At 72.2% G+C, this 15,624-nt stretch carries 13 protein-coding genes and 1 pseudogene; 8 read left to right on the forward strand and 6 right to left on the reverse strand.

The window, feature by feature from the left end; genetic code table 11:
* Nucleotides 1-2: 2 nt before the first annotated feature.
* The gene (gene rsmD, locus JRG78_RS05490; protein WP_259608002.1) at nt 3-569 is read right to left on the reverse strand and encodes a 16S rRNA (guanine(966)-N(2))-methyltransferase RsmD; all 567 of its coding nucleotides are present in this window, start codon (nt 567-569) and stop codon (nt 3-5) included.
* 76 nt (nt 570-645) lie between these two features.
* Here rsmD and JRG78_RS05495 point away from each other — a divergent pair, with 76 nt between their 5' ends.
* The 6 genes from JRG78_RS05495 (at nt 646) to mutM (ending at nt 5,871) form a co-directional block, all read left to right on the forward strand.
* On the forward strand, nt 646-2,817 hold the full coding sequence (locus JRG78_RS05495) for an ATP-dependent DNA helicase RecG (RefSeq protein WP_259608003.1): 2,172 nt from the start codon (nt 646-648) through the stop codon (nt 2,815-2,817).
* Nucleotides 2,818-2,954: 137 nt separating this feature from the next.
* A complete protein-coding gene (gene coaD / locus JRG78_RS05500) occupies nt 2,955-3,452 on the forward strand; it encodes a pantetheine-phosphate adenylyltransferase (protein WP_259608004.1) in 498 nt (165 codons plus the stop codon).
* Between the two features lie 69 nt (nt 3,453-3,521).
* Nucleotides 3,522-4,070 (forward strand): YceD family protein, encoded by a 549-nt coding sequence (locus JRG78_RS05505; protein WP_259608131.1) that lies wholly within the window; start codon nt 3,522-3,524, stop codon nt 4,068-4,070.
* Nucleotides 4,071-4,072: 2 nt separating this feature from the next.
* Nucleotides 4,073-4,282: a 50S ribosomal protein L32 gene (gene rpmF / locus JRG78_RS05510; RefSeq protein ID WP_040165203.1), complete on the forward strand. Its 210-nt coding sequence runs from the start codon at nt 4,073-4,075 to the stop codon at nt 4,280-4,282.
* Nucleotides 4,283-4,289: 7 nt separating this feature from the next.
* Nucleotides 4,290-4,985 (forward strand): ribonuclease III, encoded by a 696-nt coding sequence (rnc, locus tag JRG78_RS05515; RefSeq protein WP_259608005.1) that lies wholly within the window; start codon nt 4,290-4,292, stop codon nt 4,983-4,985.
* Nucleotides 4,978-5,871, forward strand: coding sequence for a bifunctional DNA-formamidopyrimidine glycosylase/DNA-(apurinic or apyrimidinic site) lyase (gene mutM / locus JRG78_RS05520; RefSeq protein ID WP_259608006.1), 894 nt, complete (start codon nt 4,978-4,980; stop codon nt 5,869-5,871). The genes rnc and mutM overlap by 8 nt, the downstream gene beginning before the upstream one ends.
* Nucleotides 5,872-5,907: 36 nt before the next feature.
* Here mutM and JRG78_RS05525 read toward each other — a convergent pair whose 3' ends face one another.
* The 5 genes and pseudogenes from JRG78_RS05525 to JRG78_RS05545 all read right to left on the reverse strand — a co-directional run bounded on the left by JRG78_RS05525 (nt 5,908) and on the right by JRG78_RS05545 (nt 10,543).
* On the reverse strand, nt 5,908-7,224 hold the full coding sequence (locus tag JRG78_RS05525) for an FtsX-like permease family protein (protein WP_259608007.1): 1,317 nt from the start codon (nt 7,222-7,224) through the stop codon (nt 5,908-5,910).
* Nucleotides 7,221-7,915 (reverse strand): annotated as a pseudogene (locus JRG78_RS05530) (ABC transporter ATP-binding protein). Before JRG78_RS05530 ends, JRG78_RS05525 begins: the two are co-directional and overlap by 4 nt.
* Before the next feature lie 112 nt (nt 7,916-8,027).
* Nucleotides 8,028-9,128, reverse strand: coding sequence for a GNAT family N-acetyltransferase (locus JRG78_RS05535; RefSeq protein WP_259608009.1), 1,101 nt, complete (start codon nt 9,126-9,128; stop codon nt 8,028-8,030).
* Nucleotides 9,125-10,222: a GNAT family N-acetyltransferase gene (locus JRG78_RS05540; protein ID WP_259608010.1), complete on the reverse strand. Its 1,098-nt coding sequence runs from the start codon at nt 10,220-10,222 to the stop codon at nt 9,125-9,127. The genes JRG78_RS05535 and JRG78_RS05540 overlap by 4 nt, the downstream gene beginning before the upstream one ends.
* 12 nt (nt 10,223-10,234) lie before the next feature.
* On the reverse strand, nt 10,235-10,543 hold the full coding sequence (locus JRG78_RS05545) for a hypothetical protein (protein ID WP_259608011.1): 309 nt from the start codon (nt 10,541-10,543) through the stop codon (nt 10,235-10,237).
* A gap of 534 nt (nt 10,544-11,077) precedes the next feature.
* On the opposite strand from JRG78_RS05545, the gene smc reads away from it, so the two are divergent.
* Together smc and ftsY are read left to right on the forward strand one after the other, a co-directional pair.
* Nucleotides 11,078-14,590: a chromosome segregation protein SMC gene (gene smc / locus JRG78_RS05550; protein ID WP_259608012.1), complete on the forward strand. Its 3,513-nt coding sequence runs from the start codon at nt 11,078-11,080 to the stop codon at nt 14,588-14,590.
* Nucleotides 14,591-14,727: 137 nt separating this feature from the next.
* Nucleotides 14,728-15,603, forward strand: a complete 876-nt coding sequence (gene ftsY, locus JRG78_RS05555; protein ID WP_259608013.1) for a signal recognition particle-docking protein FtsY — start codon at nt 14,728-14,730, stop codon at nt 15,601-15,603.
* The last annotated feature ends 21 nt before the right edge of the window (nt 15,604-15,624 follow it).

A 15,624-nucleotide genomic window follows, 5' to 3' on the forward strand; every position in this document is an offset into this window, starting at 1 on the left:
CATCAGGCGACCGGCACCGCCCACCACACCGCGGTGTCGCCGTAGCTCTTCTCGCGGACGATCTCGAGCCCCGCGGCGGCGACGTCCGGCGCGGAGGAACGCCGGGCCCGTTCGATGACGACGACGGCGTGCGCAGACAGCAGCGGCGCGAGGGCGACCAGGTCCCCGGTCATGGCGGCGTCGTCGAGGTCGTACGGCGGGTCGGTGAACACGAGGTCGTAGGCGCCGAGACCGCGCTGCAGAAAGCCCCGCACGGTGGCCTGATGCACCTGCGCCGCCCGGCCGACGCCCATCGACTTCGCCACCGCGGCCGCATTGCGCTTGACGACGAGCGCGGCAGGGCGGGAGCGCTCCACGAGATCCACCGACGCCGCCCCGCGACTCCACGCCTCGAGCCCGAGCGCGCCCGTGCCGGCGTACAGGTCGAGGACCCGGGCGCCGTGCACGGCGTCCATGGATTCCAGCGCCCCGAACAGCGATTCGCGCACGCGGTCGCTGGTGGGCCGGGTGCCGGCGCCGGGGACGTCGAGACGCACGCCGCGGGCCGCTCCGGCGATGATCCTGGTCACCCGGTTCACGATACGGCACCCGTCGCGGGCGGCACCCGCCGCGGGCGGCGTCCGCGCCCCTCTCTAGACTCGGATCATGCCGTTCCAGCTCGACACGCCCCTCGCGCAGGCCGTCGGGGGTGCGCCGTCGAAGACGCTCGAGCGCGCGTTCGGGATGACGACCGTGGGCGACCTGCTCGCGCACTACCCGCGCCGGTACGCCGACCCGGGGGAGCTCACGCCCATCCGCGACCTGCCACTCGGCGAGACGGTCACGATCGTCGCGGAGGTGCTCTCCTCCACGGTGCGGCGGATGCGGAACAAGCCGGGCGCCATGGTCGACGTGCTGATCGGCGACGGCGTCGGCACGATGTCGCTCACCTTCTTCGCGAAGAACATGAACCAGGCGGAGTGGCGCAGCAAGCAGCTCGCTCCCGGGCGCCGCGGCGTGTTCTCCGGCAAGGTGGGCATGTTCCGCGACGTGCTGCAGTTCGCGCATCCGCAGTACGAGCTGTTCGACGACGAGGATGCCGCGCGGCGCAGCGCGGATGCCCGCGCGAACATCCCCATCCCGATCTACCCCGCCACCTCCGCCGTGCAGTCCTGGCAGATCGCGAGCTTCGTCGCGGGCGCGCTCGACGGACTCGGCGACGTGCCCGACCCGGTGCCCGACGAGGTCCGCACCCGCGAGGGCCTGCTGGTCGCGAGGGAGGCGCTCGAGCGCATCCACCGGCCGCGCACCCGCGGCGACATCGACCCGGCGGTGCGCACGCTGCGGATGCACGAGGCGCTCACGCTTCAGGCGGCGCTGCTGCAGCAGCGTGAACGCGTCCGCGCGCTGACGACCGCTCCCCGCGCCTCCGGCACCGGCGGACTGCTGGAGCGCTTCGACGCCGCGCTGCCGTTCACCCTCACTCCGGACCAGCAGGCTGTCGGCGCCGAGATCGCCGAGGACCTCTCCCGCGGCCGCCCCATGAACCGGCTCGTGCAGGGCGAGGTCGGCTCCGGCAAGACGCTCGTGGCGCTGCGGGCGATGCTCCAGGTGGCCGAGTCGGGCGGGCAGTCGGCCCTGATCGCGCCGACGGAGGTCCTCGCCGCGCAGCATCTGCGCTCGATCGTGAAGATGCTCGGCCCCGACCTCGCACCGCAGCTGATGCCGACGCTGCTCACCGGCCAGATGTCGGCGCCGGAACGACGGCGGGCCGCGCTGCGCGTCGCCTCCGGCCAGGCGCTCATCGTCGTCGGCACGCACGCGCTGCTCGCCGACCGCACGACCTTCGCCGACCTCGGTCTCGTCGTCGTCGACGAGCAGCACCGCTTCGGCGTGGAGCAGCGGGAGGCGCTGCGCGCGAAGGGCACCAGCCCGCATGCGCTGGTGCTCACCGCCACGCCCATCCCGCGCACGGTCGCCATGACGGTGTTCGGCGACCTGGACACTTCCGTGATCCGGTCGATGCCGGCCGGGCGCGCCGGCATCCAGACACACGTCGCCCCGCTCGCGGACCATCCCAACTGGTTCCAGCGGGTGTGGGCACGGGCGGGGGAGGAGATCGCGCAGGGGCGCCAGGTGTTCGCCGTGTGCGCGGCGATCGACACCGCCCGCGACACAGTGGAGGCCGACGACGCGCCGCCGCCGGATGCGGAGGGCCGAGGCCCCCGCTGGGGAGTGGTGCAGCTCGACGAAGCGCTCGGCACGCATCCCACGCTGTCCCAGGTGCGCCGGGCGGTGCTGCACGGGCGGATGGCGTCGGAGGAGAAGGATGCCGTGATGCAGGCGTTCGCTCGCGGGGACATCGACCTGCTCATCGCGACCACCGTGATCGAGGTCGGCGTCGACGTGCCGAACGCCTCCACCATGATCATCCTCGACGCCGACCGCTTCGGGGTCTCCCAACTGCATCAGCTGCGCGGCCGCGTCGGCCGCGGATCCGTGCCGGGACTCTGCCTCCTCGTCACCGAGGCCGAGGCGGGGACGCCCGCGCGCGAGCGCGTGGAGGCGGTCGCCGCCACCCTGGACGGCTTCGAGCTCGCGGAGGTGGACCTGCAGCTGCGCGGCGAGGGCGACGTGCTCGGCGCCACGCAGTCCGGCACGCGCTCGTCGCTGCGTCTGCTACGCGTGGTGAAGGATGCCGGGCTGATCGCGCAGGCCCGCGACATCGCGCGGGACATCCTCACCGCCGACCCGACGCTGGAACGCCACGCCGGCCTCCGCGACGCGATCGAGCGCCGCGTCACCGAGGACGACCGCGCCGCTCTCGGCAAGAACTGAGCTCGGCTGGACCTGAGCGCTCGGCAGGAACTGAGCGCTCGGCCGGGACTGGCGCGCGGGCCGCACTCAGCGGGCGCCGAGGGTGCGGTGTCCTAGGCTGGGGGGATGCGATGCACCGAGCGAACGAGGGAGTGGCAGTGAACAGCAGGATCGCCGTCGTCCCTGGCTCCTTCGATCCGCCCACGCTGGGGCATCTGGATGTCATCCGGCGTGCCGCCCGGCTGTACGACGAGCTGCACGTCCTCGTCGTGCACAACCCGGGCAAGCAGGCGATGCTCCCGATCGCGCAGCGGCTCAGCCTGCTGGAGCAGTCGATCGCGGATGCCGGCCTGGAGGGGCACATCATCGTCGGCTCGTGGAGCATGGGCCTGCTCGTCGACTACGCCCGCGACGTCAACGCCGGAGTGCTCGTCAAGGGCATCCGCTCGCAGGTCGACGTCGCCTACGAGTCGCCGATGGCGATCGTGAACCGGCACCTCGCCGACATCGAGACCGTGTTCCTGCTGCCCGACCCCGCGCACGCCCTCGTCTCCAGCTCGCTGGTGCGCCAGGTGGCGTCCCTGGGCGGTGACGTTTCGCCGTTCGTGCCGCCCGCGGTCGCGGCGTTCCTGGACACCGGCGCCCGCGGCCTCTGACACCGCCGCAGCCGACGGCACGGCCCGCTGCCAGGTGCAGGCCGGTAGCATGGCGGGGTGAAATCCCGACTGAACGGCCCCTTCGTCCTCCCCGTCCGCGACATCGTTCGCAAGCCGGGCGAGATGCGCGAGCACCGCTTCCAGGTGACCCTCGCCGAGCAGTGGGGTGAGGGCATCGTCTCCGTCGAGGCGGGGGAGACCGTCGACCTCGACGTCCGCCTGGAGTCGGTGCACGAGGGCATCCTCGTCTCCGGAACCGCCGATTCCGACTACGTCGGCGTGTGCGGACGCTGCCTCACCGACATCACCGCGCCCGTCGAAGTCGAGTTCCAGGAGCTTTTCGCGTATCCTGGTGAGGAAGAAACTGACTTCGAGGTTCAAGACGACCACGTGGATCTTGAAACTCTCGTCAGGGATGCGATCGTGTTGTCGCTTCCATTTCAGCCGGTGTGTCAGCCGGACTGCCCGGGTCTCGACCCGAACACGGGTGAGAAGCTGACCGGAAGCGCCGGAGCAGAGAGCACCGCTCCCATCGATCCTCGATGGAGCGCGCTCCGACAGATCACAGACCAGGACGGCGAGGCAGATGGCCGCGCCGCCGAGAAAGAAGAGAGCTAGTCATGGCTGGTAACCCCCCGAAGCGCAAGGTCTCCCGTTCCAACACCCGCTCGCGTCGCGCGCAGTGGAAGGCCGAGGCCCCCGCGCTCGTGAAGACCGTGGAGAACGGCAAGGTCGTCTACAGCCGTCCGCACCAGGCGAAGGTCGTCACCGACTCGCAGGGCACCGAGCTCTTCCTCGAGTACAAGGGCCGCAAGGTCGCCGACATCTGATCTCCCCATGGTGACCGAGGTCCCCGCGGGGGAGAGGCCTCTCACCGAGAAGCTGGGCGTCGCGATCGACGAGCAGCTCCTGGGACGAGCTCTGACGCACCGTTCGTATGCCTACGAGCATGGCGGCATCCCGCACAACGAGCGCCTGGAGTTCCTCGGCGACTCCGTGCTGGGTCTCGCCGTCACGGTGATGCTGTTCACGACCTATCCCGACCTCGACGAGGGCGAGCTGGCCAAGCGGCGCGCGAGCGTCGTGTCCACGGTCGCCCTCGCCGAGGTCGCAAGGGGCATCGGTCTGGGCGCCCACCTGCGCCTCGGACGCGGTGAGGAGCTCACCGGGGGTCGTGACAAGGATTCGATCCTCGCCGACACCATGGAGGCCGTGTTCGGTGCCGCATACCTGTCGGCGGGTCCGGATGCCGCGACCGAGCTGGTGCTCCGGCTGACCGAGCCGCTGCTGGCGAACCCGGAGCGGTACGGCGCGGCCATGGATCCGAAGACCAGCCTGCAGGAGCTCGCGGCGCGGCTGGGCGCGCCGCCGCCGGTGTACTCGGTGGCATCCGACGGCCCCGACCACAACCGCGTGTTCACCGCCACCGTGACGGTCGGCGACGTGGTCTCCACGGGTGAGGGCACCAGCAAGAAGACGGCCGAGATGGCCGCGGCGCTCAGCGCGTGGCGCACGCTCAGCGAACGTGCCTGAGCTCCCCGAGGTCGAGGTCGTCCGCGCCGGCCTCGCACCCGCCGTCGTCGGCGCCCGCATCGAGGCCGTCGAGGTGCTCGACGAGCGCGCCCTCACCCGGCATCCGGCCGGCGCCGCGGACTTCGTCCGCCGGCTCGAGGGCACCGGCATCCTCGGCGCGGCGCGCCGCGGCAAGTTCCTGTGGATGCCCCTCGAAGGCGGGGGTGCGGCACTGATGACGCATCTCGGCATGAGCGGCCAGATGCTGCTGCGCACACCGGATGCCCCGCGCGAGCGGCACGAGCGCATCCGGATGCACATCGCGCACCCCGCGCACGGCGAACTCGCCGTGGTGTTCAGCGACCAGCGCACCTTCGGCTCCCTCGCCGTGGACGAGCTGCGGGACACCCCGGACGGCGCGCCGGGCGGTTTCGGCAGCGACCTCGCCCGCATCCCCGCGCAGGCCGCCCACATCGCGCGCGACCCGCTCGATCCGGCCTTCCACGATGCGGCGTTCACGATCGCGGCGCGCCGACGGTCGAGCGCGATCAAGCGCATCCTGCTCGACCAGACCCTCGTCAGCGGCATCGGGAACATCTACGCCGACGAGTCGCTGTGGGCCGCGCGCATCCACCCCGAGACGTCCGGCGGCAGGCTGTCGGCGCAGGCCGTCGGGCGCCTGCTCGGCGAGGTGCGGCTCGTGCTGCAGAAGGCTCTCGCCGAGGGCGGCACCAGCTTCGACGCCCAGTACGTGAACGTGAACGGGCAGGCGGGTTACTTCGCACACTCGCTGAACGCCTACGGCCGCGGTGGCCGGCCGTGCCCGCGGTGCGGCGGCCCGATCCGGCGGGAGGCGTTCATGAACCGGTCGTCGCACTACTGCCCGAGGTGCCAGCGGAGGCGCTAGAGGCGCGGCGTGCCGCAGACCTCACCCGCCCCGCCGTCACGCGAAAGCCCTCGCCAGCATCGGCCGCGTCGCCAGCGTGCTCAGCCCGACGACCGCGATCCCGGCGGCCAGCACGAGTGCGATCGTGAGCAGCGACACCGGCGCGACGATCAGCGCGATCCCGAGCAGCGGGAACACCACCACGCCGGCGCACAGCGCCGAGCCGAGTGCGGTGACCACGAGCGGTGACATGATGGCCCGCCGCCGCGCGGCATCCACCGTCCGCAGGGGCACCCCGAGCTGATGCAGGCTGTGGTGCAGCGGACGCTGGTCGAGCACGTCCGCCGCCTGGGTGACGCCCACCGAGGCCGCGACCATGAGGAACGACCCGACCAGCGTGATGTTCAGCCCCGTCCGCATGTCCGGCACCAGCGTCAGATCCTGCGCGGACGCGCCCTCCGCGCTCATGGTGCTCATCAGCGAGACGCCCGTGCCGGCGAACACGGCCATGAAGCTCGCCATCGCGATGGCGCCGACCTGCCGCCACGCGGCCTTCGGCGCGTCCAGCACGGTGCGGGCCGCGAGCAGGCGCTCCGGCGTCTGCGCACGGCGGGCCTGCCGGGTCGCGATCGCCGTCAGCACCCACGGCCCGATGAGGTTCAGCAGCGCCAGCGTGCCGCCGAACAGCACCGCGAGCACCGCGGCGATCGACACCGCCGCCGCGATCGCCGGCACCGACTGGGCGAGGAGCACCGCGAGCCCGAGGAGCGCCGCGCCTGCGACAGCACGGAGCCAGTGCACGGATGCCGGCTGCGCCCGCGTCCGCACGCCCAGCGGCGAGATCACCACACGACGCAACCCGAGCACCGCGCTGACCGCGGCGAGAAGCACGGCCCCGGCGCAGACGGCGAGCATCGCCGGGGCGCCGAGCAGCACGGCGTCCAGCCCGAGCGCTTCGCCGCGGAACGGGATGAGAGCGATCGCAGGCGCCAGCGCGAGGTGACCGAGCACCCCCGCGAGGGCGCCGATCGCGGCGACGAGGGTCGACTCGAGGACGGTGAGCGTCGCCACGCCGGCCGGGGTCATGCCGAGCAGACGCAGCGTCGACAGCCGCTCGTCCCGCCGCCGTGCCGAGAGACGCGCCGCCGCGCCGCCGAGCGAGGCGAGCGGCACGACGAGCAGCACCAGCGCCACCGCCGCCAGCGCCTGGTAGATGAGCGCGTCGTCGTGGTCCCAGCGCCAGAACGCCTGCGCGCCGCCGACGACGGTCAGCACCAGCGTCGTCACGACGGCGAAGGCGGATGCCGGAATGACCAGGGTCGCGGTGTTGCCGGGCTCGGGGCGGAGCAGCATCCGCAGCACGGAGAGGTTCACGCCGCCACCTCCGCCCCGGCCATGACGCCGTCCCGCATCGACACCGTGCGACCGCACCGCGCGGCCACCTGCGGGTCGTGCGTGACGACGATCGCGTCCGCCCCTGTCCGGTCGTCGACCAGAGCAGGGCGTCCATCACCTCGGCGGAGGTGTGCGAATCCAGGGCGCCGGTCGGCTCGTCCGCGAAGATCAGCTCCGCCCCGGTGACCTGCGCTCGCGCGATCGCGACGCGTTGCGCCTGCCCGCCGGACAGCTCGACGATGCGGCGATCCTCCATGCCGGCCAGGCCGAGCGCCTGCAGCCAGGAGGCCGCGTGCGGCACCGCCTCCTGGCGCTTCATGCCGTTGATCATCAGCGCCAGCGCCACGTTCTCGATCGCGGTGAGCTCCGGGATCAGCAGTCCCTGCTGGAACACGAACCCGAACCTGTCCCGCCGCAGCCGTGACCGGGCGCTCTCCGACAGCGACGCCACCTCGACCGGCGCGCCGCCCGCCGGGGCAAACGTCACCGCACCGCCGTCCGGCACGATGATTCCGGCCAGAACGTGCAACAGCGTCGTCTTCCCCGACCCGGAGGCGCCCATGATCGCCACGGACTCGCCGCGCGCGACGATGACATCGACGCCGCCGAGCGCGCGGGTGGGGCCGTAGCTCTTCCGAAGGGATCGTGCATGCAGGACGGTGTCGTTCATACCTCCAGCGTCCTCCGGGCCCCCGATCCGGGTCATCGCACCAGCGGATGATCCCGGACCGGAGGCGTCATCCCCGGGGATGACTCCGGTGCGGCTCGACGACCGCGCCGTTTCAGGACAGGCGCTTCTGCCAGGCGCCGGTATAGGAGACCGGCACGAAGCCCAGCGCCTCGTTGATGTCCAGCATCGGGCGGTTCTCCTCCGCGTTGAAGGTGGACACCTTCGGCGACGCCGGGGCGATCGAGCGCCAGCGCAGCAGGTTTGCGCACTTCACGATGGTGCCGAGCCGGTGCCCGCGATGCTCCTTGCGCACCAGGGTGCCGAACTGGTGGGTGACGCCGGTGAGGTCGGGGCCGATCACGAGCTCGTTGTAGGCCACGAGCGCGCTGGTCGGGACGTGCTGCACGGCCGCGACCGACACCGTCTGGCCGCTGTCGGCGAACCGGCGGTCGCGGCGGCGGACGCGCGCCGCATCCCAGCGCTCCTCGTCGATGGCGAGATCGCCGCTGGGCACATCGGTGGCCAGCCGCGACAGCACCTGGGCGTACCCGTCCTGGTGCTCGGGCGGCGTGGGCAGGGTCCAGGCGACCACGCGGTAGTCCGGCCCGGCGGATGCCAGGGCGGATGCCAGACGCTTCTCCAATCCGGCGGTGTCGCCCTGCAGATCGAACTCGCTGTTGCGTTCCACCTGCTCGAGCCGGTACCCGGCGCTCTCCAGCGTCTCGCTCAGTTCGGTGGCGGCGACCCGTCCCCAGCCGGTCGCAGGGATCAGCGTTCGATCGGCCGAGCCCGGTCGGTGCAGCGTCCACGTCTGCAGGCTTGTGCGCCCGCGGCGCCGAGCCTCGTCCTCGAGGGCGGCCAGAAGCGCGGCGGCGGCACGCGGGCCCCACGCCGTACTCCAGGCGTCCGGCTCGATCAGCACGTCGGACTCGCCCGTGGTGGACCCGTCCTCCTGGGCGAGGGTCATGCTGGCGACCCCGACCAGTCGTCCCTGCCGGCGGGCGACGAAGCCCAGCTGCAGCCGGTCCGTCGCGTCCAGCCAGTCCGGCAGCATCTCCTGAGCGCTGGGCGCCAGCTCCGGAAGGCCGGCGTCGTGGGCGCACACGCGGCGGTTCAGCTCCGCGTAGGCGAGGAAGTCGGCGGCGTCGGCGGCGTCCAGCGCCGCCGGGACGGTCAGCGGCGCGATCGTGAGCTCCTCGGCGAGCGTGGTCATGTCAGTTCCTTCTTCCAGGCGCCTTCGTAGGCGATCGGGGTGAAGCCGATGGCTTCGTTGATGGAGAGCATGGGCCGGTTCTCCTCGGCGTTGGCGGTGATCACGTACGGCGACTCCGGGAAGCGCTCGCGCCAGGTCAACAGGCCGGCGGTCTTCACGAGCATTCCCAGCCGGCGGCTGCGGTGCTCGGCGAGCACGAGGGTGTCCTCCTGCTGCGTGGCGGTGGTGTGGTCGGCGGTGATGGCGAGCTCGTTGAACGCGCACAGACGACCCGTCGCCACCTCCTCGGCGGCGGTCACGAGCACCGAGGAGCCGCGGACCGCGTACAGGTCGTCGTGCCGGCGCACGCGGTCGGCGTCCCACGCCTCGGCCGGCATGTCCAGATCCGCATCCGGCACGTCGGTGGACATGCGCGACTTTAACAGCGCGTAGCCGTCGAGCCGTGCCGGCGGTGTCGGAAGCATCCACTGCACGATGCCGTATCCGGGCGCGTGGGAGCGCGCCTCGTCCAGGAGCCGCTGCAGGTGCGCGACGCTGTCGCCGGTCCAGATGAAGCGGCTGATCCGCTCGACCTGCTCCAGTCGGTAGCCGTGCCGCAGCAGGAACCGGGCCGCGTGGTCGTGGGGTACCGATCCGTACCCGGTGGGCGACGGGAGACGGTCGACGTCCGCCCCGGCGGTCTCGGCGTGCTCGGTCCAGTTCAGCAGCCTCCGGACCCCGGCGGCGCGCAGCTCCGCTTCGACGTGCGCGAGGACGGCGCCGCCGATGCCCTGATCCCAGACCCGGCGGAGGAGGGCGATGCCGATCATGCCGGTGTCGCCGCCGTCGTCCAGCAGGATCGTGGTGGCGCAGCATCCGACGATCTCGCCGTCCTGCTCGACGTACCACTGCCGGCGGCGCTGCTCCGGGGTGGAGCGCAGCATCGGCAGCAGGGATTCGGCGGTGCGGAACGCGTCGGTGCGCCCCGTGGTCTCGTGCAGCGACGTGTTGCGCACGTCGGCGTACGCGCGGATGAGCGGGGTGGGCCCCGCGTCCGCCCGAGCCGGAAGCTCGAGCGGACGCAGGGTCGCCCCGGCGGGAAGCGGAACGATCACGGCGTCCTTCTCTCAGCGCAGCTGACGCTGCAGGTCGTAGGTGAGCAGGATCATCGCCTCGCGCTGGCTGAGGGCGAGGCGCGCGCTCTCGTGCCGCTCCGCGTGCTCCTGCACGCGGATCTCCTGCCGCTGGACGGCACGGATGCTGCGCTGCAGCCAGAGACCGATGCGAAGGGTGAGGCGCTCGGCGGGCGTCAGCCGCTGCCGATCGTCCCGGTCGGGGATGGTGAGGATCTGACGATCCCCGGTATCCGGCGGGTGGGTCGTGCTCCGGTTGAGCCGCCCGGTGGTGTCGTCCAGGGAACGCACGGTGGTGTTCACGATGTGTCCTTCAGGTGGTGATGGGTGCGAGAGGTCGCAGACGGATGCCGAGGTGCGCCGGAACGGCGGTCGCCGGGCATCCGGGGGAAGGCCCTGAGGCGACCGCAGCGGATGCGGAGCGCCCGGTGGGCGGGGAGGGCGGCCGCTCAGAAGGCGGACGCGCGGATCGGTGTCCGGACGAGAGATCCGGAGACGGTCGGGCGGCGGTGGTGCGCTGCTAGCAAACGGTGCTGAGCGCGTGGAGGCCGCGGACGCCGGCGGAGGTCACCGCGAGCGCACGGTATCGCGCTGTCACGTGCGTCGCGTTCCAGCCGGTGTGGCGGGCGTCGAGCTTCGTGATCATCATCGGTTACCTCCTTTCAGGCGATCGAGCAGTCACGCTAGCGGGGTTTCCGTCGGCGCGTCAAGCATCCTCATGATTCATCGGCGTGTCGGAAGCTGCGCGAACAGGCTCCCGCCCGCGCGGGATCCCGGCCCGGGACGGCCGTTCGGGTAGCGTATGCACGTGATTCTCCCGATCGTGAAGGCGCCGGCATGCACCTGAAGAGCCTGACGTTGAAGGGCTTCAAGTCCTTCGCGCAGCCCACGACCTTCGTCTTCGAACCCGGGGTCACCTGCATCGTCGGGCCCAACGGCTCCGGCAAGTCGAACGTCGTCGACGCGCTCGCCTGGGTGATGGGGGAGCAGGGAGCCAAGACCCTGCGCGGCGGCAAGATGGAGGACGTCATCTTCGCCGGCACCTCCACGCGCGGACCGCTCGGGCGCGCCGAGGTGCAGCTCACGATCGACAACAGCGACGGCGCGCTGCCGATCGAGTACTCCGAGGTGACGATCAGCCGCACCCTGTTCCGCAACGGGTCCAGCGAGTACGCCATCAACGGCTCCAACTGCCGGCTGCTGGACGTGCAGGAGCTGCTCAGCGACTCCGGCCTGGGGCGGGAGATGCACGTCATCGTCGGTCAGGGCCGGCTGGACACCGTGCTGCAGGCCTCGCCCGAGGACCGCCGCGGGTTCATCGAGGAGGCCGCCGGCATCCTCAAGCACCGCCGCCGCAAGGAGAAGACCCTCCGCAAGCTCGAGGCGATGGAGACCAACCTCACCCGCCTCAGCGATCTCGCCGGCGAGATCCGGCGTCAGCTGAAGCCGCTGGGGCGCCAGGCGGAGATCGCCCGCGAGGCGCAGACCATCGCCGCCGTGGTGCGCGACGCGAAGGCGCGCCTGTTCGCCGACGACGTGGTCGCGCTGCGGACCGCACTCGCCGATCACACCCGCACCGAGCACGAGCGCCACACCGAGCGGCTGGTGCTGTCCGAGCAGCTCGACGGAGTGCGCGCCGCCATCCAGCGGCTCGAGCGCGAGCAGAACTCCGCCGCCGTGGACGAGGCGCGCCGCGTCGCCTTCGGCCTCGAGCAGGTGCAGGAGCGGATGCGGGGGCTGTTCACGCTCGCGAACCAGCGCCTCGCGCTGCTGGGCTCCGAGGACGACGACGCCGTCACCGCCATCACGGTCACGCAGGACACCATCGACGAGGCGAAGGCGGAGATCTCGCGGATCTCGGAAGGGCTCGGCGACGCACAGGATGCCGCGGCGCAGGCCAGCCGCGAGGTGATGCAGGCCCGTGCCGAGCTGGACACCCTCGACGTGGACATCGCCGAGCAGAGCGCCCTCGTCTCCGAGTACGACATGCGGCTGACCGCCCTGCGCGGCAACGCCGACGCCGCGGCATCCGCCCTCGCCGCCGTCCGCGGCGCGGTGCTGCGGCAGGAGAACGCCCTGGAGGCCGCGCACACCCGGCGTCGGGAGGCCGCGGAGGCGCTCGAGGCCATCGAGGACGCCGAGGCACCGGAGGGAACCGCGGCCGAGCACGCGGCCGCCTACGAGGACGCGCAGAAGCGTCTCACCGCGGCGGAGGCCGAGCGCGACGCGCTCCGCGAGCGGCTGCACGAGGCGGAGCGCGAGGCGGATGCCCTCACCGCCAAGGCCGCGGCGCTGAGCAGCGCCCTGGCGCTCTCGGGCGGCGCGGCCGAGATCGTCGCGAACGGCGGGAGCGGCGTGCGCGGACTGGTCGGCGACGCCGTCCAGGTGCGGGCGGGCTTCGAGGCGGCCGTCGCCGCGGTGCTCGGCCCGCTCGCGGAGGGCGTGCTGGTGGACCGCGCCGAAGACGCGTTCGCTCTGGTCGCCGGCGCCCGCGGGATGGTCGACTTCGTGATCGCGGAGGCCGGCGCAGCTTCGCCGTCGCTGCCGGAGATCCCCGGCACCGTCCCGGCGGTCGAGGTCGCCACCGCTCCGCCGGGGGTTCAGGCGATCCTGTCCCACGTGCTGGTCGCCGACGACCTGGATGCCGCCCGCCGCGCCCACGCCGCGCTGACCGCGGCGGGGGACGGGACGACCACGATCGTGACGCGGACGGGCGAGGTGGTCACCGCGCACACCGTCCGCGCCGGTTCCGGCGAGACGTCCCGCCTGGAGCTGGCCGCGGAGCGGGATGCCGCGGCCGAGCGTCTCGACGAGGTCCGCGTCATCGTCGACAGCCTCCGCGAGGCGCGCACCGAGGCCACCGAACGGGTCGAGGAGACACGGCGCGAGGCGAAGGAGGCCCTGCGCGCGCTGCGTGAGCACGATGCGGCCCTCGCCGCCCACGCCGAGCAGGTGAACCGGATCACGGTGCGGCATGAGGCGGCGGTCGCCGAGTGTGAGCGTCTCGAGGCCGGGCTTCGTCAGGCGCAGTCGGCGGTGGCGGATGCCGAGGCGGCGGCTGCGAGGGCGAAGGCCGAGCTCGAGGAAGCCGAGTCCACGCCGCGCCCCGTGCTTGACGCCTCCGCACGGGACGGGCTGCTGGAGGCGCTCGAGGCCGCGCGGGAGGGCGAGGTGCGCGCGCGGCTGGAGATCGAGACGCTCCGCGAGCGGGTGCGGGCCGCGCAGGCCCGGGTCGCCGCTCTGGAGCGTCAGCGCGAGCAGGAGCGGGCCGCCGCCGAGGAGGCCGCCCGCCGTGCGGTGATCCGCCGGGCGCAGCGCGCGGCCGCATCCGGCGTGGCCGAGGAGCTGCCTCGGGTGCTCGACTCGCTCGACCGTTCGGTCACCGAGGCGCGCGTCGCCCTCGCGGAGGCTGAGGCGGCGCGCAGCGCGCACAACGAGGAGCTCACCGCCTTGCGCGCGCAGGAGACCTCGCTGCGCGAGCGGCTCGCCGGCCTCACCGAGAGTGTGCACGGCCTCGAGCTGCAGATCCACGAGAAGAAGCTGCACCTGAACAGCCTGCTGGAGCGGGTCGCCTCCGAGCTCGCCCTCGATGAGGACGTTCTCGTCGCGGAATACGGCCCTGATCAGCCGGTTCCTCGCGACCCGGGTGCCGAGGACGGCTCCGAGGACACCGCGATCCCGTTCGATCGGCGGATCCAGGAGCGACGCCTGAAGGACGCCGAGCGCAAGCTCGCGCAGCTCGGCCGGGTGAACCCGCTCGCCCTGGAGGAGTTCGCCGCGCTCGAACAGCGGCACGCCTTCCTCACCGAGCAGCTCGCGGACCTGACCAAGACCCGGCAGGACCTGCTCACGATCATCGCCGAGCTCGACGAGCGGATGCAGACGATCTTCGCCGCGGCGTTCGAGGACACCAAGCAGGCGTTCGGCGAGGTCTTCCCGCTGCTGTTCCCGGGCGGCTCCGGCAGCATCTCGCTCACGAACCCGGACGACATGCTCACCACCGGCATCGAGGTCGCGGTGCGGCCGGTCGGCAAGAAGATCGAACGGCTGTCGCTGCTCTCCGGCGGCGAGCGGTCGCTGGCGGCGGTGGCTCTTCTCGTGGCGATCTTCAAGGCGCGGCCGAGCCCGTTCTACATCCTGGACGAGGTCGAGGCCGCGCTCGACGATGCCAACCTGGGGCGTCTGCTGACGGTTTTCGAGCAGCTGCGGGAGAGCTCGCAGCTGCTGATCATCACGCACCAGAAGCGCACCATGGAGATCGCCGACGCCCTCTACGGGGTGTCCATGCGGCAGGACGGCGTCTCCGCCGTGGTCGGCCAGCGGGTCGGCGACCGCGCCGCCGCCTCCTGACCCCCGCCTCCCGACCCCGCCGAGTCCCGACCCCCGCCGCCGCCCGCTCGTCGAGCGCCCTTCGACAGGCTCAGGCGCCGCGCTCCAGCCAGACGAAACGTCCATGCCCGCGTGCGAACGCACCCTAGGCTGGAGTCATGGCGGAGAAGTCCTGGTCCCTCGGCCGCGCGTTGCGCGGCATGTTCGTCAAGCCCACGATCGACGAGACTACGTGGGAGGACCTCGAGACCGCGCTGATCACGGCCGACTTCGGGCCTGACATCACCGAGCAGCTCCTGGACGAGCTGCGCGAGAAGGTCGACCGGTACCGCACCACCGACCCGCGCGACCTGCAGCGGATGCTGCGCGAGACGCTCGAGGAGCGGTTCGCCAGGTTCGACACCACGCTGAAGCTCTCCGAGCGGCCGGCGGTCGTGCTCGTCGTCGGCGTGAACGGCGTCGGGAAGACCACCACGATCGGCAAGTTCACGAAGTTCCTGCGCGGCTACCAGCGCAGCGTCGTTGTCGGCGGGGCCGACACCTTCCGCGCCGCCGCCGTCGACCAGCTGGCCACCTGGGCCCAGCGCGCCGGTGCGGCGATGGTCCGACCGCAGCACGAGGGGCAGGACCCGGCCTCCGTGGCGTATCAGACCGTCGAGTACGCCAAGCAGCACGGCATCGAGATCGCGATCATCGACACCGCCGGCCGCCTGCACACGAAGGGCGGGCTGATGGACGAGCTGTCCAAGGTGCGCCGTGTCATCGAGAAGCAGGCGCCGATCAGCGAGGTGCTGCTCGTGCTGGACGCCACCACGGGCCAGAACGGGGTGCTCCAGGCGGAGGCGTTCCTGCAGCACGCCGGCGTCACCGGACTCGTGATCACAAAGCTCGACGGGTCCGCGAAGGGCGGCTTCGTGCTGGCCGTGCAGGAGCGCACCGGCATCCCCGTGAAGCTGCTCGGACAGGGCGAGGGCATCGACGACCTCACCGGATTCACGCCGCACGTGTTCGTCCAGTCGCTGGTCGGCGCGTAGGGCTACCGTCCCGGGCATGCG

The organism is Microbacterium sp. EF45047, from assembly GCF_028472845.1.
Taxonomy (GTDB): domain Bacteria; phylum Actinomycetota; class Actinomycetes; order Actinomycetales; family Microbacteriaceae; genus Microbacterium; species Microbacterium neungamense.

Excerpts from the sequence above, each read along its gene's own strand:
- smc (WP_259608012.1), top strand. The coding sequence starts at position 11,078 with ATGCACCTGAAGAGCCTGACGTTGAAGGGCTTCAAGTCCTTCGCGCAG.
- rnc (WP_259608005.1), top strand. The coding sequence starts at position 4,290 with ATGGTGACCGAGGTCCCCGCGGGGGAGAGGCCTCTCACCGAGAAGCTG.
- JRG78_RS05535 (WP_259608009.1), bottom strand. The coding sequence starts at position 9,128 with ATGACCACGCTCGCCGAGGAGCTCACGATCGCGCCGCTGACCGTCCCG.
- ftsY (WP_259608013.1), top strand. The coding sequence starts at position 14,728 with ATGGCGGAGAAGTCCTGGTCCCTCGGCCGCGCGTTGCGCGGCATGTTC.
- JRG78_RS05495 (WP_259608003.1), top strand. The coding sequence starts at position 646 with ATGCCGTTCCAGCTCGACACGCCCCTCGCGCAGGCCGTCGGGGGTGCG.
- rpmF (WP_040165203.1), top strand. The coding sequence starts at position 4,073 with ATGGCTGGTAACCCCCCGAAGCGCAAGGTCTCCCGTTCCAACACCCGC.